The sequence below is a fragment of the Streptomyces sp. 3MP-14 genome (assembly GCF_006334905.2).
In the GTDB taxonomy this organism is placed as follows: domain Bacteria; phylum Actinomycetota; class Actinomycetes; order Streptomycetales; family Streptomycetaceae; genus Streptomyces; species Streptomyces triticirhizae.
This window is the reverse complement of sequence record NZ_VDLZ02000027.1, coordinates 17,909-37,988: the sequence shown is the minus strand read 5'-3', so window position 1 is coordinate 37,988 and position 20,080 is coordinate 17,909. Positions and strand designations below refer to the sequence as shown.

General features: G+C 73.2%; 17 protein-coding genes. 4 read left to right on the top strand and 13 right to left on the bottom strand.

The features are described 5' to 3' along the window. Positions 1–51 precede the first annotated feature (51 nt). The 5 genes from FH609_RS30200 to FH609_RS30180 are packed head-to-tail and all read right to left on the bottom strand — an operon-like array spanning position 52 to position 5,316. Complete coding sequence (locus FH609_RS30200; protein ID WP_139675381.1) at positions 52–1,005, bottom strand: ABC transporter permease; 954 nt, start codon at positions 1,003–1,005, stop codon at positions 52–54. A gap of 39 nt (positions 1,006–1,044) precedes the next feature. After that, the gene (locus FH609_RS30195; RefSeq protein WP_139675379.1) at positions 1,045–2,409 is read right to left on the bottom strand and encodes an LLM class flavin-dependent oxidoreductase; all 1,365 of its coding nucleotides are present in this window, start codon (positions 2,407–2,409) and stop codon (positions 1,045–1,047) included. Continuing rightward, positions 2,406–3,248 carry an ABC transporter ATP-binding protein gene (locus FH609_RS30190; protein ID WP_139675377.1) on the bottom strand — a complete coding sequence of 281 codons (843 nt, stop codon included), beginning with the start codon at positions 3,246–3,248 and terminating at the stop codon, positions 2,406–2,408. The genes FH609_RS30195 and FH609_RS30190 overlap by 4 nt, the downstream gene beginning before the upstream one ends. Then, on the bottom strand, positions 3,224–4,123 hold the full coding sequence (locus FH609_RS30185; RefSeq protein ID WP_226962060.1) for an ABC transporter permease: 900 nt from the start codon (positions 4,121–4,123) through the stop codon (positions 3,224–3,226). The genes FH609_RS30190 and FH609_RS30185 overlap by 25 nt, the downstream gene beginning before the upstream one ends. Further along, positions 4,120–5,316 carry an ABC transporter substrate-binding protein gene (locus FH609_RS30180; protein ID WP_139675374.1) on the bottom strand — a complete coding sequence of 399 codons (1,197 nt, stop codon included), beginning with the start codon at positions 5,314–5,316 and terminating at the stop codon, positions 4,120–4,122. The genes FH609_RS30185 and FH609_RS30180 overlap by 4 nt, the downstream gene beginning before the upstream one ends. A 771-nt stretch (positions 5,317–6,087) precedes the next feature. Between FH609_RS30180 and FH609_RS30175 the strand changes: the two genes are divergently transcribed. From FH609_RS30175 to FH609_RS30160, 4 genes are all read left to right on the top strand, one after another. Beyond that, complete coding sequence (locus FH609_RS30175; RefSeq protein WP_139675372.1) at positions 6,088–6,834, top strand: sugar phosphate isomerase/epimerase family protein; 747 nt, start codon at positions 6,088–6,090, stop codon at positions 6,832–6,834. Further along, on the top strand, positions 6,831–7,940 hold the full coding sequence (locus FH609_RS30170) for a Gfo/Idh/MocA family protein (RefSeq protein ID WP_139675370.1): 1,110 nt from the start codon (positions 6,831–6,833) through the stop codon (positions 7,938–7,940). Before FH609_RS30175 ends, FH609_RS30170 begins: the two co-directional genes overlap by 4 nt. A 253-nt stretch (positions 7,941–8,193) precedes the next feature. Then, the gene (locus tag FH609_RS30165) at positions 8,194–8,763 is read left to right on the top strand and encodes a hypothetical protein (RefSeq protein ID WP_139675368.1); all 570 of its coding nucleotides are present in this window, start codon (positions 8,194–8,196) and stop codon (positions 8,761–8,763) included. A 396-nt stretch (positions 8,764–9,159) separates the two neighbouring features. Further along, the gene (locus tag FH609_RS30160) at positions 9,160–9,636 is read left to right on the top strand and encodes a VOC family protein (RefSeq protein ID WP_139675366.1); all 477 of its coding nucleotides are present in this window, start codon (positions 9,160–9,162) and stop codon (positions 9,634–9,636) included. A gap of 133 nt (positions 9,637–9,769) precedes the next feature. On the opposite strand, the gene FH609_RS30150 is transcribed toward FH609_RS30160, so the two are convergent. The 8 genes from FH609_RS30150 to FH609_RS30115 form a co-directional block, all read right to left on the bottom strand. Further along, a complete protein-coding gene (locus FH609_RS30150; protein ID WP_139675364.1) occupies positions 9,770–10,228 on the bottom strand; it encodes a VOC family protein in 459 nt (152 codons plus the stop codon). Between the two features lie 128 nt (positions 10,229–10,356). Further along, on the bottom strand, positions 10,357–11,055 hold the full coding sequence (locus tag FH609_RS30145) for a TetR/AcrR family transcriptional regulator (protein ID WP_226962059.1): 699 nt from the start codon (positions 11,053–11,055) through the stop codon (positions 10,357–10,359). Between the two features lie 106 nt (positions 11,056–11,161). Continuing rightward, positions 11,162–12,661: a sodium:solute symporter family transporter gene (locus FH609_RS30140; RefSeq protein ID WP_139675360.1), complete on the bottom strand. Its 1,500-nt coding sequence runs from the start codon at positions 12,659–12,661 to the stop codon at positions 11,162–11,164. Between the two features lie 105 nt (positions 12,662–12,766). Next, the gene (locus tag FH609_RS30135) at positions 12,767–13,831 is read right to left on the bottom strand and encodes an isopenicillin N synthase family dioxygenase (protein WP_139675358.1); all 1,065 of its coding nucleotides are present in this window, start codon (positions 13,829–13,831) and stop codon (positions 12,767–12,769) included. A gap of 9 nt (positions 13,832–13,840) precedes the next feature. Beyond that, the gene (locus FH609_RS30130) at positions 13,841–14,659 is read right to left on the bottom strand and encodes a hypothetical protein (protein ID WP_139675356.1); all 819 of its coding nucleotides are present in this window, start codon (positions 14,657–14,659) and stop codon (positions 13,841–13,843) included. Beyond that, positions 14,656–18,315, bottom strand: coding sequence for an urea carboxylase (gene uca / locus FH609_RS30125; RefSeq protein WP_139675354.1), 3,660 nt, complete (start codon positions 18,313–18,315; stop codon positions 14,656–14,658). The genes FH609_RS30130 and uca overlap by 4 nt, the downstream gene beginning before the upstream one ends. Continuing rightward, the gene (locus tag FH609_RS30120) at positions 18,312–18,986 is read right to left on the bottom strand and encodes an urea amidolyase associated protein UAAP2 (RefSeq protein ID WP_139675352.1); all 675 of its coding nucleotides are present in this window, start codon (positions 18,984–18,986) and stop codon (positions 18,312–18,314) included. The genes uca and FH609_RS30120 overlap by 4 nt, the downstream gene beginning before the upstream one ends. Then, positions 18,983–19,861 (bottom strand): urea amidolyase associated protein UAAP1, encoded by an 879-nt coding sequence (locus FH609_RS30115; RefSeq protein WP_193318126.1) that lies wholly within the window; start codon positions 19,859–19,861, stop codon positions 18,983–18,985. Before FH609_RS30115 ends, FH609_RS30120 begins: the two co-directional genes overlap by 4 nt. Positions 19,862–20,080: the final 219 nt, after the last annotated feature.

Here is a 20,080-nt window from a genome sequence, read left to right as displayed (position 1 = left end):
CTCCTCGGAGAGGTCGCGCGGCCGGGCGGGCGGCGCCGGCGCGCGGGTGGTTCAGCGGCCGGTGTAGCCCCGGCGCCAGGCCAGGGCGCGCCGTTCGACGAGCCGGACCAGTTGGTCGGAGAGGACGCCCAGCAGCGCGTAGGTGACCAGCACCACGAACATCACGTCGGTGCGCAGGAACTCGCGGGCGTCGGTCATCAGATAGCCGATGCCGGAGGTGGTCGCCGTCTGCTCGGCCACGACCAGGGTCAGCCAGCCGATGCCCAGCGCCTGGCGCAGCCCGACCAGGATCTGCGGCAGCGCGCCGGGCAGGATCACCCGCCGGGTCAGGCCCCAGCGGCTCAGCCCGCACGAACGGGCCGCCTCCACCAGCCGGTTGTCCACGCCACGGATGCCGTGCAGGACGTTGATGTAGAGCGGGAAGATCGGGCCGATCAGGATCAGCATGGTCTTGGACGTCTCGCCGATGCCGAACCAGATGATGAACACCGGGGCCAGCGCCAGGTGCGGCAGCATCCGGAACGCCTGGATCGGCGCGTCGATGACGTCCTCGACGGCCCGGGTGAGGCCGGCCGCCAGGCCCAGCGCGATGCCGAGCGGGATGCCGATGGCCAGGCCCTTGCCGACCCGCTCCAGCGAGACACCCAGGTGGTGGGTGTACTCGCCGGAGCGGATCAGCTCGACGGCGGCGCTCCAGACGCTGCCGGGGGAGGGGGTGGTGGAGCCGAGCCAGCCCTGGCCCGAGCCCAGCCACCACAGCAGGAGCACGGCGAGCAGCCCGCTGACCCGGCGCAGCCGGAGCGCCGCCGCCAGGGCGGCCCCGGCCAGGGAACGGCCGGCGGAGCGGGCGGCAGAGCGGCCGGCGGAGCGGGCGGGGGAACGGCCGGGGGAACGCTCCGTCGAGGCGGGGGCGGGGGCGGGGGCGGAGGTGGCGGGGGACGCGTCGGCTTCGGTCGGGGACGGGTCGCCGGGGGTGACGAGCGGGGGAGCGGTGCTCTGGGTCATGGCGGAGGTTCCTTCGTCCTGCGTGCGGCGTCGGCGGCGTCAGCCGGCGGCCGTCGGCACCAGGTCGGGCGCCGCGTCGGACGCTGAGGCGAACCGGCCTTCGGGGCGCGGCAGTCCGTAGTGCTCCCGCAGGGTGCGGCCGGTGTACTCCTCGCGGAACAGGCCGCGTTGCCGCAGGATCGGCAGGACCTGCTCGGCGAAGACGTCGAAGCCGCCGGTCAGCCACGGCGGCATGATGTTGAAGCCGTCGGCGGCGCCGTTCTCGAACCACCCCTGGATCTGGTCGGCCACCTGCTCCGGTGTGCCGACCACCACGCGGTGGCCACGGGCCCCGGCCAGCCGGTGCAACAGCTGCCGCACCGTGGGCTGTTCGCGGTCGATGATGTCGAGGATGACCTGGAACCTGCTGCCGTTGCCGCGTTCGCCGCCCGTCTCGATCAGCTCGCGCGGCACGGGGCCGTCCAACTGGTCGGTGGTCAGGCGCAGTCCGAGGATGCGCTGGAGCATCTGGAGCGAGTACTCGGGCTGGGTCAGCTCGTTGAACTCGTCGTGCAGGGCCCGCGCCTCGGCCTCCGTGGAGCCGATGAACGGGCTGATGCCGGGCAGGATCAGCAGCTGCTCCGGGTCGCGGCCCAGGGCGGCGGCGCGGCGCTTGAGGTCGGCGTAGAACTCCTGGCCGCTGGCCAGGGTCTGATGGGCCGTGAACACGGCCTCGGCGTGCGCGGCGGCGAAGGAGCGGCCGTCCTCGGACGAGCCGGCCTGGACATAGACCGGCCGACCCTGCGGGGTGCGGGGGATGTTGAGCGGGCCGCGCACCGTGAAGTGCCTGCCCCGGTGGTCGATGGGGTGCACCCGGTCGGTGTCGGCGAAGAGGCCGGATTCCGGGTCGGCGATCAGCGCCTCGTCCTCCCAGCTGTCCCACAGCTTGGTGACGACCTCGACGAACTCCCGTGCCCGGTCGTAGCGTTCGGCGTGCACCGGGTGCGCGTCCAGGCCGAAGTTGGCCGCCGCCTGGGGGGCGCCGGTGGTGACGATGTTCCAGCCGGCGCGGCCGTTGCTGAGGTGGTCGAGCGAGGCGAAGAGCCGCGCCAGGTTGTAGGGCTCGAAGTAGGTGGTGGAGGCGGTGGCGATCAGCCCGATCCGCTCGGTGACGGCCGCCAGGGTGGCCAGCGAGGTGAACGGCTCCAGGCGGAACCGGCTGGCGTAGCGGACGTTGTCGGCCAGCGCCGGCCCGTCGGCGAGGAAGATCCCGTCGAACTTCTCGGCCTCGGCCCGGCGGGCGATCTCCTGGTAGTAGTGGATGTCCAGCAGCCGTTCGGGGGCCGAGCCCCGGTAGCGCCAGGCGGCCTCGTGGTGGCCGCCGGGGTAGATGAACAGGTTCAGACGGAGCTGACGCGGCGTCACGAGTCGCTGCCTTTCGCGTTCTTCGGGGTGGAGTCGGTGGGCTGGGGGGCGCCGGGGTCGGCGGCGGGCTCGGTGCCGGCCTCGGGCGTGGCCTCGGCGCCGGCCGTCGGGTCCAGGCCCAGCAGGGTCAGCAACTCGTCGCGCAGCGCCGCGTAGCGGGCGGTGCCCGGGCTGCGCGGGGCGGGCACGTCGACGCGCAGGTCGGCGGCGATCCGGCCGTGGTCGAGGACCACGACCCGGTCGGCCAGCGCGATGGCCTCGTCCACGTCGTGCGTCACCAGCAGCACGGCCGGCCGGTGCCGGGCGCACAGCTGCTTGAGCAGCGCGTGCATCCTCAGCCGGGTGAGCGCGTCCAGTGCGCCGAACGGCTCGTCGGCCAGCAGGAGTTCGGGGTCCCGCACCAGGGAACGGGCCAGCGCCACGCGCTGCTGCTCGCCGCCGGACAGCTCAACGGGCCAGGCGTTCTCCCGGCCGGCCAGGCCCACTTCGGCCAGCGCGGTCCTGGCGCGGGTCTCGGCGTCCGCGCCCGGCAGGCCGAGCGCGACATTGTCGAGGACCCGCTTCCAGGGCAGCAGTCGAGCGTCCTGGAAGACCACCGACACGTTCTCCGGCGCGGTCAACTCCTCGTAGCCGGTGACCTCGTGGTCGATGCCGCCGAGCACCCGCAGCAGGGTGCTCTTGCCGGAGCCGCTGCGGCCGATCAGCGCCACGAACTCGTCCGGCGCGATGTTCAGGTCCAGCTCGTCCAGGACCCGGCGGCCGGCGAACTCCCGTACCAGCGAGGTGATTCGGACGGCCGGGGCCGGGGCGGTGGTCAGTCCGCCAGGGTGCGTCGCCATGACAGTGCCTTTCGCTGGGCCAGCCTCACCAGGCCGTCGGAGAGCAGGCCGAGCAGTCCGTAGACCACCAGGCCGACGAGGATCACGTCCGTCTGGCCGTAGGTACGGGCCAGTTCCATCATGTAGCCGATGCCGCTGGTGGCGTTGACCTGCTCGACCACCACCAGGGAGAGCCAGGCGGAGGTCACGGCGAACCGCAGCCCCAGCAGGAACCCGGGCAGCGCGCCCGGCAGCACCACGTGGCGCAGGAAGCCCCAGCGGCTGAGCCGGAGCGTCTCGGCGAGTTCGACATAGCGGCTGTCGATGCCGCGCAGGCCGTTGTGGGTGTGGATGTAGACGGGGACCAGCACGCCGAGGGTGATGGTGATGATCTTCATGGACTCGCCGATGCCGAACCACAGGATCAGCAGCGGGATCAGGGCCAGGGACGGGATGGACCGCTTGATCTGGACGGGGCCGTCGATGATGCCCTCGCCCAGCCGGCTCAGGCCGGCGACCAGGGCCAGCACCAGGCCGGCCGCGACGCCGAACGCCAGCCCGGACAGGGCCCGTTCGGTCGACGCCCACAGGTGGTCCTGGAGGCGGCCGTCCTCGATCAGCTCGACGGCGGTGCCGACCACGTCCCAGGGGGCGGACAGGTTGCGCTCGTCGATCCAGCCGGCGGCCGAGCCCCCGGACCAGATCGCCAGGAGCAGCAGCGGGCCGATGCCCCAGGCGAACGGGATGGGGCGGCCCGGGCCGAGCCGTCGGCCGCGCCGCCGTCGGGGCGGGGCCGGCCGGCGCTGGGGGGACGCGCCGCGTGGCCGCTGTGGGGCGGGGGCCGCCGTCCTGGCCTCGGTTTCGGCGGCCTCGCGCCCCGACACGTCGGTGCTCACTGGGAACCACCCTCCTCCGCCTCGCCGTTGTCCTGCTCGCCGTTCTGGGCGCCGTCGTCCCCGGCGCCGTCTCCGGTGCCGCTCTCGGCGTCGTCCCCGGCGTCGTCCACGGAGGAGTAGTCGGCGACCGCCTCGGCGGCGACCGTCTCGAAGCGGCGGTCGAAGAGGATCTCCGCGTCGAAGGGCTCGTTGCCCAACTCCTCGGCGAGCAGGTCGATCGTCTGCTGCTGCCGCTCGATGGCCTCGGTCCAGTCGGCGGGGATGTCGGGGTGGCCGTTCTGCTCCACCAGATAGGCGCCGTCCTCGGGCGTCAGGCCCTGGTCGGCGACGTAGTAGCCGGCGATCCACTCCTCGGGGTGCTCGTCGACCCAGACCTGGGCGCGCGCCCAGATCCTGATGAACTCCCTGATCGCCGCCGCCTTCTCCGGGTCGCTCACGGACTCGGTCGGCACCCACAGATGGCCCGGGTCGTCGCGCAGGCCGTGCTGGACCAGGGTGCCGCCCTCGTCGCCGTACTGCTCGACATAGCGGCGGATGTGCACCGAGCCGAGCGGCGCCACCTCGACCTGGCCGCTGCCGAGCGCGGTGGGGTAGACGTCGCCGGTGCTGGGCAGCTCGACCAGCTCCACGTCCTCGCGGGTCAGTCCTGCCGCCTCCAACACCCGCAGGATCAGGGCGCCCTGGGCCTGGCCCGGGCTGAACGCGATCTTCTTGCCGCGCAGGTCGGACAGCTCGTTGACCTCGGTGCCCGGGGCGATGCCCAGCTGGTAGATCGGGTTCGCGATGGGGTCCTGGCGGAACTCGGCCGCCACCAGCTTGGTGTCGAGTCCGGTCCAGTGGGCGTGGATGGAGGGGATCTCGGCGGCCGAGCAGACATCCAGCGAGTTGGCGCGGAACGCCTCGGAGCACTGCGGGCCGCCGCTGAGGTTGGCCCACTCCACCTCGAACGGGATCTCGTCGATCAGGCCCGAGAGTTCGAGGGCGACCTCGGCCTCGGGGGCGCCGATGGTCAGCTTGGTGTCGGGCGAGACGGTCTCAGGGATGGGGGTGTCGGCGAGGTCGGAGGCGCTCGCGGTGGCCGAGTCCTCGGCGCAGCCGGACGTCAGCAGCAGCGAGCCGAGCAGCAGCGACGCCCCGAGGGCGGTGCGCAGGCGGGCGGCGGGGAAGCGCGGAAGGAGGCCATGTCTGGGCATAGGTGGTTCCAGGGGTGAGAGAACGCCACGAAACGGGTGATGGAAGCGGAACGGGGGCACGCCGGGGCGGCGTCACGGGGCAGGGGAGACCGGCCGGTTGGGTCGGGGGACCCGTCGGCTGGGGAGGCCCGCGAGACCGGTGTGGCCGGTGTGGTCGGTGTGACCAGGGAGACCGCGAGCGGGGGCGGGCACCGGGAGGCGGCGCCGTGCGCCGCGGCTCATGGGGGAGCGGCCGCGTCGGCGTCGGTGCGGGCGCGGGCCGGAAGCGGAGGGATCAGCGATCAGTGATCAGCGACAGAGAGAGGTGCTCACGCGCATCAGATCGACGGCGCGGCGCTCGGTGAACTGCTCGGAGGTCCGCATGTCGGGGAACGTAGCGAACGCCTGAGCGAGGGGTCAAGGCGGCCGGAGAGCCCCGGCCCGCACGCCGGCGACGCCGTCGTGCGGCGGACATGGGGAGGCAACAGTGTGACGCCCAACTCGCCTGAAGGGACGATTAGTTGGGGTGATGTTGCCGGAACGGGACGGGATGTGAAATCGGAACGACGCCGTCCACCAGGTGGACGCTCGCCCCCGCCGGGCCCCGGCGGTGGGACGCGCCTCGGGCGCCGCGTCCGGAAGAACCGGTCGCGCTGCGGGGGTTGGCGAAGCGCGGAGAGGGCACGTTCGGATTGGTTCGGTTCGTGATCGATAGCCCCTGGCGTCCGGAACGAAAAGCGCATTATCGTCCTCTCTGGCCGCATTTCACGTTCCCTCCGGGAGGCCCTGACCATGCCCGAACCACTGGGCGTTCAGCTCTACACCGTGCGCGAGGCGCTCGCGACCGATCGCGACGCCGCACTGCGCCGGATCGCCGACATCGGGTACACCGCCGTCGAACCCTACGACCCCACCAACGATCCCGAGGGCTTCCGTCGCCTCGTCGACGAACTGGGCCTCACCGTGCCCGCCATCCACGCCATCGCCCTGCTCAAGGACGACGAGCCGGGCCCGGTGCTGGACGCCGTCAACACCATCGGCACCGAACTGGCCATTGTGCCCGCCGGTATCGCCCAGGAGGACTTCACCACCCGGGACGGCATCGCGCGCGCCGCCGACCTGCTCAACGGGCTCGCCGGGACCGCCGCCGGCCATGGCATCCAACTCGGCTACCACAACCACTGGTGGGAGCTGGAGCCCGTGATCGACGGCCGCCACGCCCTGGAGCACCTCGCCGAACTCCTCGACCCCGCCGTCTTCCTGGAGGTCGACACCTACTGGGCCGCCCTCGGCGGCGCCGACGTGCCCCGCCTGCTGACCGACCTCGGCGACCGGGTCCGCGCCCTGCACGTCAAGGACGGGCCGTTGACCAGGGACGGCGCCCATCTCGCCGTGGGCGCCGGCCAGATGCCGGTACCCGAGGTCCTCGCGGCGGCCCCCGACGCGCTGCGCATCGTGGAACTCGACAGCTGCGACACCGACCTCTTCGAGGCCCTCGCCGCCAGCCGCGCCTACCTCAACACCCTGGAGTCCGCATGAGCACGGGCCCCGTGGGCGTCGCGGTGGTCGGCGCCGGAGTCATCAGCGACGCCTATCTGACGGCGCTCACCGACTTCCCCGACGTCCGCGTCCTGGGCGTCGCCGACCTCGACCCGGAGCGCGCCACCCGCGCGGCCGCCAAGCACGAGGTGCCGGTGGCCGGCGACCTCGACACCGTGCTGGCCGTGCCCGAGGTCGAGATCGTCGTCAACCTCACCGTGCCCGCCGCCCACGCCCAGGTGGCCATGGCCGCCGTCGAGGCGGGCAAGCACATCTACGGCGAGAAGCCGCTCACCACCGAGCCCGCCGAGGGCGAGCGCCTCCTCGCCGCCGCCGCCGAACGCGGACTGCTGGTGGGCAACGCCCCGGACACCTTTCTCGGCGCCGGCATCCAGACCGCACTGCGCGCCGTGCGGTCCGGACAGATCGGCACCCCGATAGCGGCACACACCGCCGTCCAGAGCCTGGGCCCCGAGGGCTGGCACCCCGACCCGGCGTTCTTCTACCAGCCGGGCGCCGGTCCTCTCTATGACATAGGTCCCTACTACCTCACCTCCCTGGTCGCGCTCTTCGGGGGCGTGTCCCGGGTGGCCGCCGCCGCCCGCAGGGGCCGGGACCGCCGGACCACCGGCTCCGGCCCCAAGGCGGGCGAGGAGTTCCCCGTGGACGTGCCCACCCATGTGAGCGCGTTGCTCGAATTCCATTCCGGGCCGAGTGCGGCCTCCGTGTTCAGCTTCGACTCGGCCATTCCTCGGATCATGTTCGAGGTCATCGGCAGCGAGGGCGCCCTCGCCGTGCCCGACCCCAACACCTTCACCGGGCCCGTCCGCGTGCGGTCCCACGGCGCCGAGGAGTGGTCCGAACTCCCCGTCACCGGGACCACGGCCGGCCGTGGCATCGGCGTCCTGGAGATGGCCCGCGCCGTGCGGACCGGAGAACCGCACCGCGCCTCGGGCGAGTTGGCACTCCATGTGCTGCACACCATGGCCGCCGTCATCGACTCGGCCGAGGCTCACTCCTTCACCAGTGAGACCGTGAACACCCCCCTTCCCGCGCCGCCGCCGCTCCCAGAGGGCTGGGACCCCTACGCGGCGGAACTCGGCTGACCGACCGCTCGGCGGCCGCTACGCTCCGTCACTTTCCACCGGGAATCTACCCCATCGCTACACACAGTGACAACACGAGAGGGCGGAAAAATCGAGAAAGGGTGAAGAAGAACGGGTGGGTAGGGAAAGCGTTTGTTATCGATCACGTAAGGAACGAAACAGACCCGTAACACCCCTTCTCTGCAGGGCTTTTGCCCGAAAGTGAGCACGTAGCCTCCTGTGGGTCAAGATCGAAACCCACAAGGGGAAGCACATGCGCAAGGCCATACGGTTCGCCGTGCCGGCCGCCCTGGCGGCCGCACTGCTGATGACCGCCTGTGACGACGAGGAGGCGTCCTCGGACGCCTCCTCGTCCGGCGGCTCGGAGGGCGGCGAGCTGACGGGAGGTTCGGGCGGCGGGAGCGACGGGGCGGACGAGACGGGGCCGGACGAGACGGACGCGCCCGACGCGGATGACGTCGAGGGCGCCTGGTATGTCGTCGAGGACGGCGGGCAGCCCGTCAAGCTCCAGTTCATCCTCGGCGAGGCGGTCCTCCACCCCAGCGCCGATCCCACCGACACCTGTCATGGCCTCCTCGACCAGGGGCTCGTCACCCTGGGCGGGGCGGCCCAGCCCTGCCCGGCCCACGCCGGCGCCGACGGTTCGCCGGACGTCTCCGAGGGGGCCCTGGCGCTCGACGGCGAAACCCTCACCGTCGCCTGGCGGGACGGCCGGGTGGAGGAGTTCGAGCGGCTGCCCGACGCGCTGTACGGCGAGAACATCGGCGCGCTCGACGAGGACGAACTCGCCCGCCGGATCGCCGAGTCCGCCGACGGCGACTGAGCGGTCGCAGACCGGCCCGTGGCCCCCGGCCCGTGGCCCCCGGCCACGGGCCGGCGGTGCGCGGCTCGGCACGCGCCGGCGTCCCGCGCTCGCGCCCAGCTCGCAGCTCGTGGGGCGGGCAGCTTCGCGCTCGCGCTGGCTCCGGCGTACCGGTGTCCGTTTGTGGGCGCCCGCGCCCAACTCGGCGCCGGGGCCGGGCGGTTCCCGCCCGCCGGCGCGCGCCCGCTCTCGCGCCTCGGCTCCCGCGCCAGCGTCGCCGCCCGCCCCACGGGCGGCTTCGCGCGCCCGCTCCCGCGCATCGGCGCGCGCCGGCGCCCCGTCCGGGAACGATGAGTTCGCGGTGCGCGGCGGGTCTACCCCTCACCACCCACCGCGTTCGGCGAGGAGAAGCCCGTCATGCAGCAGAAGATCACTACGTTTCTGTGGTTCGACCAGCAGGCCGAGGAGGCCGTCCAGCTCTACACGTCGATCTTCGACGACTCCCGGGTGATCGACGTACAGCGCTACGGCGAGGTCGGTCCCGGCGAGGAGGGCTCGGTGATGACCATCGAGTTCGAACTGGCGGGGCAGCGGTACCTCGCTCTCAACGGGGGGCCCGAGTACCGCTTCAACGAGGCGATCTCACTGTATGTCAACTGCGACAGCCAGCAGGAGGTCGATCACTACTGGTCGAAGCTGACCGCCGATGGCGGTCAGGAGGTCGAGTGCGGCTGGCTCAAGGACAGGTACGGACTGTTCTGGCAGATCGTGCCCCGGGTGCTCACCGAGCTGCTCGCGGACCCGGACCGGGCCAGGTCCCAGCGCGCGATGAAGGCGATGCTCGGGATGAAGAAGCTCGACATCCAGGCGCTGCGCGCGGCCGCCGACGGCTGACCGGGGCACCCCACCCGCCGGCCGTCACGGGCCCAGCGGCCCCAGCGCCCCGCCCCGCCCCGTCCCGCCCCGGGCGGGCCCGCCCGGGACGGCCCCGCCCCGCCCCGCCCGGCGCCACGCCGGGCCGCCCCGGTCAGTCGGCGCTGTTGCCGGCCTTGGCGTAGTGCCCGCGCAGCATCCCCGTCGCCTGGCCCAGTTCGACCAGATAGCCGTCGGGGTCGCGCAGATAGCAGCGGATCTCGGCCTCGCGGTCGATCGGCTCGGTGAGGAACTCCGCCCCCTTCGCCCGCCACTCCCGGTACACGGCCTGGATGTCGGCGACCCGCAGGTTGAGGAAGGCCGATGCGGTGCTCGGCTCCGCCGGGGGCACCAGGGTGATGCCGGGCTTGTCGGGGGTGGGGCCGCCGCCGGGGTTCATGATGATCCAGCTGTTGGCGAGCCGCACGGTGCACGGGTTCTCGGCGAGGACGACCTCCCCGCCCAGGACCTCGCTGTAGAAGTGCCGGGAGCGGGCCACGTCCCGCACGGTGAGGAAGTGGGCGACGAGCAGGCCCTGTTCGGCGTCGGGTGCGGGGAAGGAGCTGTCTGCCATCACGGGTCCCATCTCGTGGGAGGGCGCGGCGGCCCTCGACGGTGACCCTCATCATCGGGCGCGTGACGGTCCGTCAGCGCGGAGCGACACACGGGCCGGGCCCGCCGCCCCGTCCGGCTGACGGACGTTCAGCTCGCGTGCTGGGGTGTCAACGCCACGCCGTCCAGCGCCCGTTGGGCCTCGTCGTGGTGCCCGCCCGGGTCGCCCGGCCAGCCCAGGGTGTGCAGGGCGAGATCGGCGATGCGGCGCGGCTGATCCGGGAAGCCCAGCCCGTCAGCGCGGAGGTTGGGCAGGGTCTCGGTCAGTCGGAAGACCGTGTCGTCGGCCGGGTCGGGCCGGTAGTGGCCCGGGCCCTGCGGGGGCAGCGCGTCGAGCACCGCCTGGGAGAGCGCGCGGTACCGCAGCCGGAGGGCGTCTCGTTGCCGGTGGAAGCGGGCGAAGCGTTCGGTGCGCACCTCGGGCAGCAGATAGAGGATGCCGAGGTTCCAGGGGCTGGTCCACAGCTGGCCCGCGTCGGCCAGGCAGAGTGCGTAGAGCCGCACCGGTGCGGTCAGCGGCAGCGGGTCCAGTGCGTCGGCGATGGCCAGCGGCGCGGTGACGGTGCCGCTGAGCAGGGCCTCCAGGATGTCGTCCTTGGTGCGGAAGTGGTGGTAGAGGGAGGGTTGGCGCATCCCGACGGCCTCCGCGATCCGCCGCGTCGAGGTCGCCGCATAGCCCCGGGTGGTGAACAACTCGCCCGCCGCGTCGAGGACTTCCTCCCTCGGCGTCAGGCCGGGCCGCCGTCTGGTCGCGAGCCGGGGTCGCCCCGGGACACTGGTGCCGCTCACGCCACCAGGATGCCAGGGGCGACCCGTCGGCCGCTCGGCGGGCCGGTGCCGGCCCTGTATCGACCGTCGCTCGGCGGGCCGGTGCCGGCCCTGCATCGACCCTCGCTCAGCGGGCCGGCGCCAGACCGGCATCGGCGGCCGCCGGAGCGGTCGGCTCCGTCGGCCGTTCCTCGGTCCTGCGCGCCGGCACCGGCTCGAACGCGGCGACCGTCAGATAGGCGAGCAGCGAGGCGCCGGCCGCGAGGAACGTCGACCAGCCGTCGATGGACGAGCTGAGCCAGTCGTTGGAGACATGGAGCAGCGTGTTCTCGGTGCCGTAGATGGTCGGGGTGAACACGAAGCACACCAACCGCACCGCGATGCCCACCACGATGGCCGCGCCGGCCGCCCTGGCCCCGCCGCGCCGCCAGAACGTTCCGAGAATGAACGGCGCGATCAGGCTGGCCAGCAACAGGTCGAACGTCAGGGTCAGCAGGATGCCGGTCTGTGGCACCCGGAGCGCGACCACGGTGGCGGCCAGCGCGATGGGTGGCATCACCAGCCGGGTGGCGCGCAGCACCCTCGGGGTCATCACCTCGGCGCCGTCGTCCACGCGCAGCACGTCGCGCACCACGACCGAGGAGGTGGCCAGCAGGATGCCGCCGATGGTGGTGAGGCTGGCGGCCAGCAGGCCGGAGATCACCAACACCGCGAGCCAGGTGGGCGCGTGGTCGCCGAGCAGGACATAGAGGATGGGCCCGTCGGCCGCCCGGTCGCCCACCACGGAGACGGCGGCCAGCGCGACGAAGGAGAGCGGCAGGCAGAACACCACGATGCCGGCCGAGGCGCTGAGCGCGGCGGTGCGGGCGTCGCGGGGGCTGCGGGCGGAGAAGATGCGCTGGGTCAGGTCGATGGCGACCAGGTTGCCGAGGCCGAGCGCGATCAGCGTGGCCCAGTTGATGGCGGCGCCGTGCTCGGTCGAGGTCAGCTGCTCCAGGTCGCCCGGGCCGAGGCCCTCCGGGATGGTGAAGCCGTGGCTGGTCGCCATCCAGATCGTCAGCGCCACGATGCCCACGGTGTTGAGGGCGAACTGGGCGAGCCCCGTGGACAGTCCGGCGAACATGCCGCCGAAGAGCGTGTAGAGCACGGCGAGCGGGATGGTCAGCCAGATGCCGGTGGCGTAGCTCAGGCCGCTGAAGTGCTCGAAGAGGAAGCCGACGGCGACCAGGTTGCCGGCCAGCAGGATCGCGAAGCTGCCTACGGTCAGCGCGGAGGCCGCCAGCCGGGTGCCCTGGCCGAACCGCCGCTGGAAGAACTCCGGCAGGGTGACCGCGCCGCTGGCCCGGATGCGGCGGGCGAAGAAGAGGCCGAGCAGCAGCAGACACAGGGCCAGGCCCAGTGGCAGCGCCGCGCCGGCCCAGAAGCCGAAGCCGGCCGCGAGATCGGCGTTGCCGAGCGTCGCGTTGGAGTCGACGGCCTGGGAGACGAGCAGGGTCGCCACCATCGCGGCGGGCAGACTCCGGCCCGCCACCAGGTAGTTGGTGGAGTCGCCGCGCACCCGGCGGGCGGAGAGCACTCCGATCGCCGCGATGAGCGCCATGCAGACACCGACGCCGACAATGACCATGTGGACACTCCTGTCGGGGAGTTGGGGAGATGGGTGGAACGGGGGCGGCCCGGCGTCGGTGTCGGGTGCGCGGTGGGGGCCGTGCGGGCGGGGGGAGTTGGGGTGTCAGCCGGTCGGCGTGGCGGAGCGGGTCCGTGCCTCCCGGCCGAAGGAGGCCAGCGGGCGGGAGCCGTCGGGCAGCGTCAACGAGCCGGTCTCCAGCCGCTCGCGCAGATAGCGGAAGCTCTGCGCGGTCTGGGCGAAGAGGTGCTCGCCGGAGACCAGCGGGGGCTGCGCGGGGCGTTCCGGCGTGACGAAGGCGGGCAGCGGGGCGACCGGCGTGTCGTAGTCCACGGTGAAGAAGAGCGGGAACGAGTAGCGCTCGGCCGGGACCCGGCGCACCCGGTGGGTGGTCGCGGTGAACTCGCCGTTGGTCCACAGCTCCAGCAGGTCGCCGATGTTGAGGACGAGGGCGTCCTCGACGAACGGCACGGGCAGCCAGTCGCCGGCCCCGTTCATCACCTCAAGGCCGCCCGTGGTGGGCCGCAGCAGGGTGAAGCACTCGTAGTCGGTGTGCGCGCCGATGCCGGGCCGGTCCCGGGCCGAGGCGTCGAACGGGTAGTGGATCAGGCGCAGTTGGGCGGGCGGCGCGCTGACATGGCGGTCGAAGCGGTCGGGGGCCTCGCCGAGCGTCTGCGCGAAGGCCCGCAGCACCCGCCGGGCCAGCCCGAAGACCGCCTCGTAGTAGGCGATGACCGGCGCGCGGAAGTCCGCGAGGTCCGGCCAACGGTTCGGGCCCAGCAGCGGGTTGCCGGCCAGGTGGCGCGGGTCGTCGGCGGGCAGCTCGAAGGAGAGGTCGAACGCCTCCTTGTGGTCGGGCGTCCCGCCGGCGAACACCTCCTCGCCGATGGGCACATAGCCCCGGTGGTTGGTCGAGTCGCCGATGTAGCAGCGCATCTTCTCGTCCAGCGGCAGCGCGAAGAAGCGGCGAGTGGCGTCCAACAGCCGCTCGAAGACGGCCGGTTCGACGCCGTGGCCGACGAGCTGGGCGAAGCCGACGCGGCGGGCCGCGTCGCCGAGCCGCGCCACGGTGGCGTCGCGCTCGGGGTGGTCGTCGGCGAGCAGCGGGGCGATGTCGATCACCGGGATCTCGGTGAAGTCCTCGGGCGGGGTGGGGACTTGCTCCGGCATGGGTCTTCCTCACGGGTGGGTGTGGGCGGTGTGCCAGGCGCGGCGGGTCGGCGAGCCGTCCGGCGCATGGTCGGCGACGGTCAGCCGGTCCAGGTCGGGTCCCGGTGCGGGCGCGAGGTCGTGGCCGACGCGCCAGGGCAGGGTGGAGCGGGTGATCCGCCAGACCTCGCCCAGCTCTGGCGTGCTGACGACCTGGCCCAGCGACAGCTCGAAGTCCACCAGCGCGCGGACTCGGCCCAGGTCGCCCCGGACGTGGTGCAGTTGCTCGGTCAGCGGCGCCGCCGGGTCGAGCACGCCCGGGGCCCGGTCGCGCAGGTAGCCGAACCGGTCGCCCAGCCGCAGCAGCAGCCCAGGACCGCCGTCGACGCCGGTCAGCGCCAGCCGTTCGCAGGGCAGGTCGGTCGGCTGCGGGAGGCTCAACCAGCGTTCCGTGTAGGGCTGGTGCACCCCGGTCTCGATCAGGGCGCCGTCGGCGGCCAGCCGGAGCCGGCCCGCGTCCGGCGTGGCGCCGGGCGGGTGGAGGCTCAGCGGCCTGGTCCACTCCACCCACCTGCCGTGGTCGAGCAGTTCGCCGGCGAATGCCTCCTGGCGGGCGAGGGTCAGCGCGCCGTCGTGGTCCAACGTCTCCAACGAGGGTGCCGCTGCCCGCCGTTGGGGCGGCGGCTGGCGCAGATCGCAGTAGGCGGCGTCGAGTTGCAGCCAGTGCACCTCGGTGGTGCGGTCCGGCGGGGTGTCCGGCCAGGCGATCCAGCCGCGCCGCCAGAGCCGGCGGCGCAGCCGGTCCCTCCCGACCGAACCCTGTGCGGGGTCGAGTTGACGGGTGTTCATGCGCCGGTCCCGGCCAGTTCCTCGGCGGGGGCCAGGACGACCAGGGCGTCGCCCGCCGCGACCTGGGAGCCGGCGCCCACCACGACCTCGCTGACCACCCCGTCGGCGGGCGCGGTCACCAGGGTCTCCATCTTCATCGCCTCCAGGGCGAGCAACGGCTGTCCCGCCGTGACCCGTTGACCTCGGGCGACGTCCACCCGCCAGACGTTGGAGACGAACGGCGCGTCCACCCGTTGCCCGCCCTCGGGCACCACAAGATCCTCGGCCGGCGGTGGGACGACGGCCGACTCGGCGCGCCTGGCCCGGTCGAACTCGCCGGCCGCCTCCCAGCGGGCCCGTTCCCGGCCGAACGCCGTGGACTGGCGCTCCCGGAACGCGGCGATGGAAGCGGCGTTCTCAGCGAGGAACCGCTGGTGCTCGGCGAGCGAGAACGTGCCGTCCTCGATGTCGAGTTGGGCGCGGCCGGCCGCCATGTCGGCGCGCAGCTCCAGGAGTTCGTCCGCGCTCACCGGATACCAGGAGATCCGGTCGAAGAACCGCAGCAGCCACGGCGTGCCGGGCGCGAACGGCGGGGTGCGCCGGTAGCGGCTCCACACCTGGGTGGTGCGGCCGACGAACTGGTAGCCGCCGGGCCCCTCCATCCCGTAGACGCAGAGGTACGCGCCGCCGATGCCGACGGAGTTCTCCGCCGTCCAGGTGCGGGCCGGGTTGTACTTGGTGGTGACCAGCCGGTGGCGCGGGTCCAGCGGGGTGGCCACCGGCGCGCCCAGATACACGTCCCCCAGGCCCAGTACGAGGTACTCGGCGGCAAAGACGATGTCCAGCACGTCCGCCACCCGCTCCAGGCCGTTGACCCGGCGGATGAACTCGATGTTCCACGGGCACCAGGGGGCGTCGTCCCGCACGCCCGTCATATAGCGTTCGATGGCCTCCCGGGTCGCCGGGTCGTCCCAGCTGAGCGGGAGCCGCACCCGGCGGCTGGGCACCACCAGCTCCGAGGTGGCTGGCAGCTCCTCCTCGATCCCGGTGAGCAGGTCCAACAGCGGTCCATGCGGGAGGAGTTGGGGGTCGGTGTGGATCTGGAGCGAGCGGATGCCCGGCGTGAGATCCACGATGCCCGGCGCCTCGCCGCGCTCCTTCAACGCCTCAAGGCGGGTGTGCAGGGCGTGCACGCGGGCGCGCAGCGCCAGGTCGAGCACCATCTCGCCGTACTCGACGAGGAGATGGTCGTCGCCGCCCCGCCGGTAGGTGACCGCGGGGGCCCCGTCGCGGCCGGCGCGGCGCAGCAGCACCCCGCTGTCGCCGTCGCCGCCGGCCGAGCGCACCGTGGGGCGGGCCGCGCCACGGACGGGGGAGAGGTCGGCCCGGTCGGGCGCGGCGGCGGCCCGCACGGGAACGAACCGCACGGTGTCGCCCGGCCGCAGCTGCCCCAGCTTCCAGCGGTCGGCGCTGACCACCGTCACCGGGCAGACGAAGCCGCCCAGGCTCGGCCCGTCCGGGCCCAGCAGGATCGGGGTGTCGCCGGTGAAGTCCAGGGCGCCCACCGCATAGGCCGTGTCGTGGATGTTGGACGGGTGCAGCCCCGCCTCGCCGCCGTCCGGGCGGGCCCAGGTGGGCTGCGGGCCCTCCAGGCGTACGCCGGTGCGGGCCGAGTTGAAGTGCACGGTGTAGGCACTGCGGTAGAGCGTCGCGATGTCCTCGCGGGTGAAGAACTCCGGCGCGCCGTGCGGCCCTTCGGTCACCGCGAGCTGCCACTCGGCGGTCAACGCCGGCCTGCGGTCGGCCGGCACCGGCCCGACGGGCGCCGCAGCGCCCGGCACCGTCCGCAGCACGTCGCCGCCGCGCAGCGCCCGGCCGGCGTGCCCGCCGAAACCGCCCAGGGTGAACGTCGAGGCACTGCCGAGGTACTCCGGCACGTCCAGACCGCCGGCGAACAGCAGATAGGTGCGCAGCCCCGGCCCGGCGGCGGCGCCGATGTCCAGCACACCACCTGCGGGCACGGTGAACGGCTCCCAGAGCGGGGCCGCCACCCCGTTCACCGTCACCGGGCACGGTGCGCCCGTGACACAGACCGTGGTGGCATGGCTGAAGCTGAGTGCCGGGCCGCTCGCCGTGCACTCCAGGCCCGGCGCGCCCTCCGCGTTGCCCAGCGCCGCGTTGCCCAGCCGGAACGACAGGTCGTCCATCGGGCCGCTCGGCGGCACCCCCACCTGCCAGAGCCCGACCCGGCCCGGCGCGTCCTGGACGGTGGTGAGCAGCCCGGGGCGGGTCACCGTGATCCGGGGCGTGGGGTCCTCGACGCCGGCCAGCGTCGCGGTGTCGTGCGCGACGGAACGCACGACGGGATGGTGGGTGAGCGCCGCGAGCAGCCCCAGGTTGACCTCGATGCCGTGCACGGCGGTGCCCGCGAGCGCCTCGCCCAGCCGGTCCAGCGCCGCGTCCCGGTCGGGGCCCGAGGCGATCACCTTGGCCAGCAGCGGGTCGTAGGCCGTGGAGACCTCGGTGCCCGACTCGACCCAGCCGTCCACCCGGACGCCGGGGCCCGAGGGCAGGACCACCGAGGTCAACAGGCCGGCGCTGGGCTGGAAGTCGCGCGCCGGGTCCTCCGCGTAGAGGCGGGCCTCCACGGCGTGGCCGATCACCGGCACCGCACCCAGTGGCTGCCCGGGGGCCAGAAACGGGTCCAGCATGTCGCGTTCGCCGCGCGCCAGACGCAGCATCCAGGCCACCAGATCGACGCCGGTGACCTCCTCGGTGACCGGGTGCTCGACCTGGAGGCGCGCGTTGACCTCCAGAAAGGATGCCTCCTGGCGGCGCGGGTCATAGACGAACTCGACCGTTCCCGCGCCCCGGTAGGCGACCGAGGCGGCCAGCGCCCTGGCCGACGCGTGCAGCCGCTCCCGCAGCCCGTCGGGCAGGCCGGGCGCCGGGGCCTCCTCCAACACCTTCTGGTGGCGACGTTGCAGGGAGCAGTCCCGGTCGCCGAGCGAGACCACCCGGCCGGTGCCGTCGCCGAAGATCTGCACCTCGACATGGCGGGCCCGCTCCACATAGCGCTCGGCGAAGACGCCGGCGGCGCTGAAGCTGGTCTCGGCCAGCCGGCTGACCGCCGCGTACTGCTCGCGCACCTCGGCCGCGTCCCGGCAGACCCGCATCCCGATCCCGCCGCCGCCCCCGGTGGCCTTGAGGATCACCGGGTAGCCGATCTCCTCGGCCGCCGCGACCGCCGAGGCCGCGTCGGCCAGCAGCCCGCTGCCGGGGAAGACCGGCACGCCCGCCTCCACGGCGGCCTCCCGAGCGGTGTGCTTGGTGCCAAAGACCGTCAGCTGCTCGGGAGTTGGGCCGACGAAGACCATCCCGGCCGCCGCCACCGCCGAGGCGAACGCCGCGTCCTCGGAGAGGAACCCGTACCCGGGGTGGATCGCGCCGGCCCCGGTGGCCTTCGCGGCCCCGAGCACCAGGTCCGCGCGCAGATAGCTCTCCTGGGCCGGCGCCGGGCCCAACCGCACGGCCTCGTCGGCGAGATGAACGTGCGCCGCGCCCCGGTCGGCGTCCGAGAACACCGCGACCGTGCGCAGCCCCAGCGTCCGCGCGGAACGGATGATCCGGCAGGCGATCTCGCCCCGGTTGGCTACCAACACTGTGTCAAAACTCATGCGGACACCGCCTGTTGGGACGGGCGCGTGACGACCATCCGCACCGGGGTCGGATCGAAGGCGTTGCACGGGTTGTTGATCTGCGGGCAGTTGGAGACCAGCACCAGCGTGTCGATCTCGGCGCGCAGCGCGACCCGCTTGCCCGGCGCCGAGAGGCCGTCCACGATGCCCAGCGCCCCGTCGGGGTCGACGGGCACGTTCATGAACCAGTTGATGTTCGACGCCAGATCGCGCGCCGTCAGCCCGTGCCTGGCGCCCTCGCGCAGGAAGTTCTCCAGGCAGCCGTGCTGGTGGCGGGTGTGCTGGCCGTAGCGCAGCGTGTTGGACTCCTTGGAGCAGGCGCCGCCCAGCGTGTCGTGTGCGCCGACCTCGTCGGCCACCACGGTCATCAGCGGCTGCCCGGTGTCGGCCCGCAGCACCGAGCCGGTGGTCAGCAGGATGCCGCCCTGCGCGCGGATCGTCTCCGGCGCCGAGTAGCGCACCGAGGTGTCGTCCGCCGCGTACAGCAGGCAGTCCACCGCCTGGTTGCCGGCCAGGTCCACGATGGTCAGCACATCGCCGGCGGCGACCACCGCCGACCACGGCGCCCTGGCCGCCACCACCTCGTCGACGAGGACCCGGCCCGGCACCAACGCCGGTGCGGAGTCCAGGAGTTGTCCGGTCGGGTTCATCGGGTCCCCCTGGCGAGCAGCTCGGCCTCGGTGTTGGCGACGGCCTGGCGGTGCTCGGGACCCAGCGGGCCGACCAACTCCCCGGCCGCCAGCGCCGCGAGCTGCTCCTCGGCCCGCCAGGCCCGCACCTCAAGCGGCGAACAGCTGAACTCCGGCCGGGGATCGAGTGGATGGGCCGTGTTGGCCAGCAACACGATGGTGTCCAGATGGGTCAGCAGCTCGACGGAGCGGCCGGGACCGGCCGAGCCCAGGAAGTCGAACCGGCCAGCCGCGTTGACCCGCACGCCCTGGAAGAACGAGACGGACGGCGGGATATCACGGGCCGTCAGCCCGTGCTTGAGCGCGCCCAGCGTGAACAGCTCGCGCCCGGCGGGGCAGTGGGACTCCGGGGCCGAGGCGCCGTAGCGCGCGTCGTTGCCGGCCGCCGTGCTGGTCCCGGTCAACGCGTCGTGGTGCGCGTCGGCGGTGTCGGCCACCACGGTGGCCAACACCCGCCCGAAGCCGCTGAGCAGCGGATGCCCGGTGCTCGGGTACGCCTGCCAGGGCACCTTGACGGTGTCGGCGACATTCAGCCGTTCCCACGGGGCGTCCGCCCGGTAGAGCAGCAGGTGCGCGCAGGCATCGCCGGCCGGGTCGGTGAGCCGCAGCCGGGTGCCGCGCGCCAGCACGGCGGTGGTGTAGCCGCCGGGCGCCACCGTCTCGGCCCAGGTGAACTCGGAGGGCAACGGGCCTTCCGCGCCCGGGACTTGGGGCGCCTCGTGCGGTGGAACGTACCGGGTGTACGGCGCGCGGCGCCCGTGCTGGGCCCGGGCGTGGGCCCTGGCCCCGGCGGTGGTGGCGGTGCCGGCAGCGGCTCCGCCTGGCTCGGATGTCACATCCACTCCCGCGATGGAGGTTTCTATCAACTGATCCGAAAGGGTTCCGGCGAACGATTTCGGCCAGTGGGCTCACCGCGAGAACAGCGTGTTGCGGAGTCGGGTCACATGTTTCTATCGAGTGAAAGATTCCTCACCGGGGCGCCATGTCCCGTGTCCGGGCGCCCGGTCCGCGTCCGGGCGCCCGGACCGCGCCGGGCGGACGCGTCCTCATAGAAG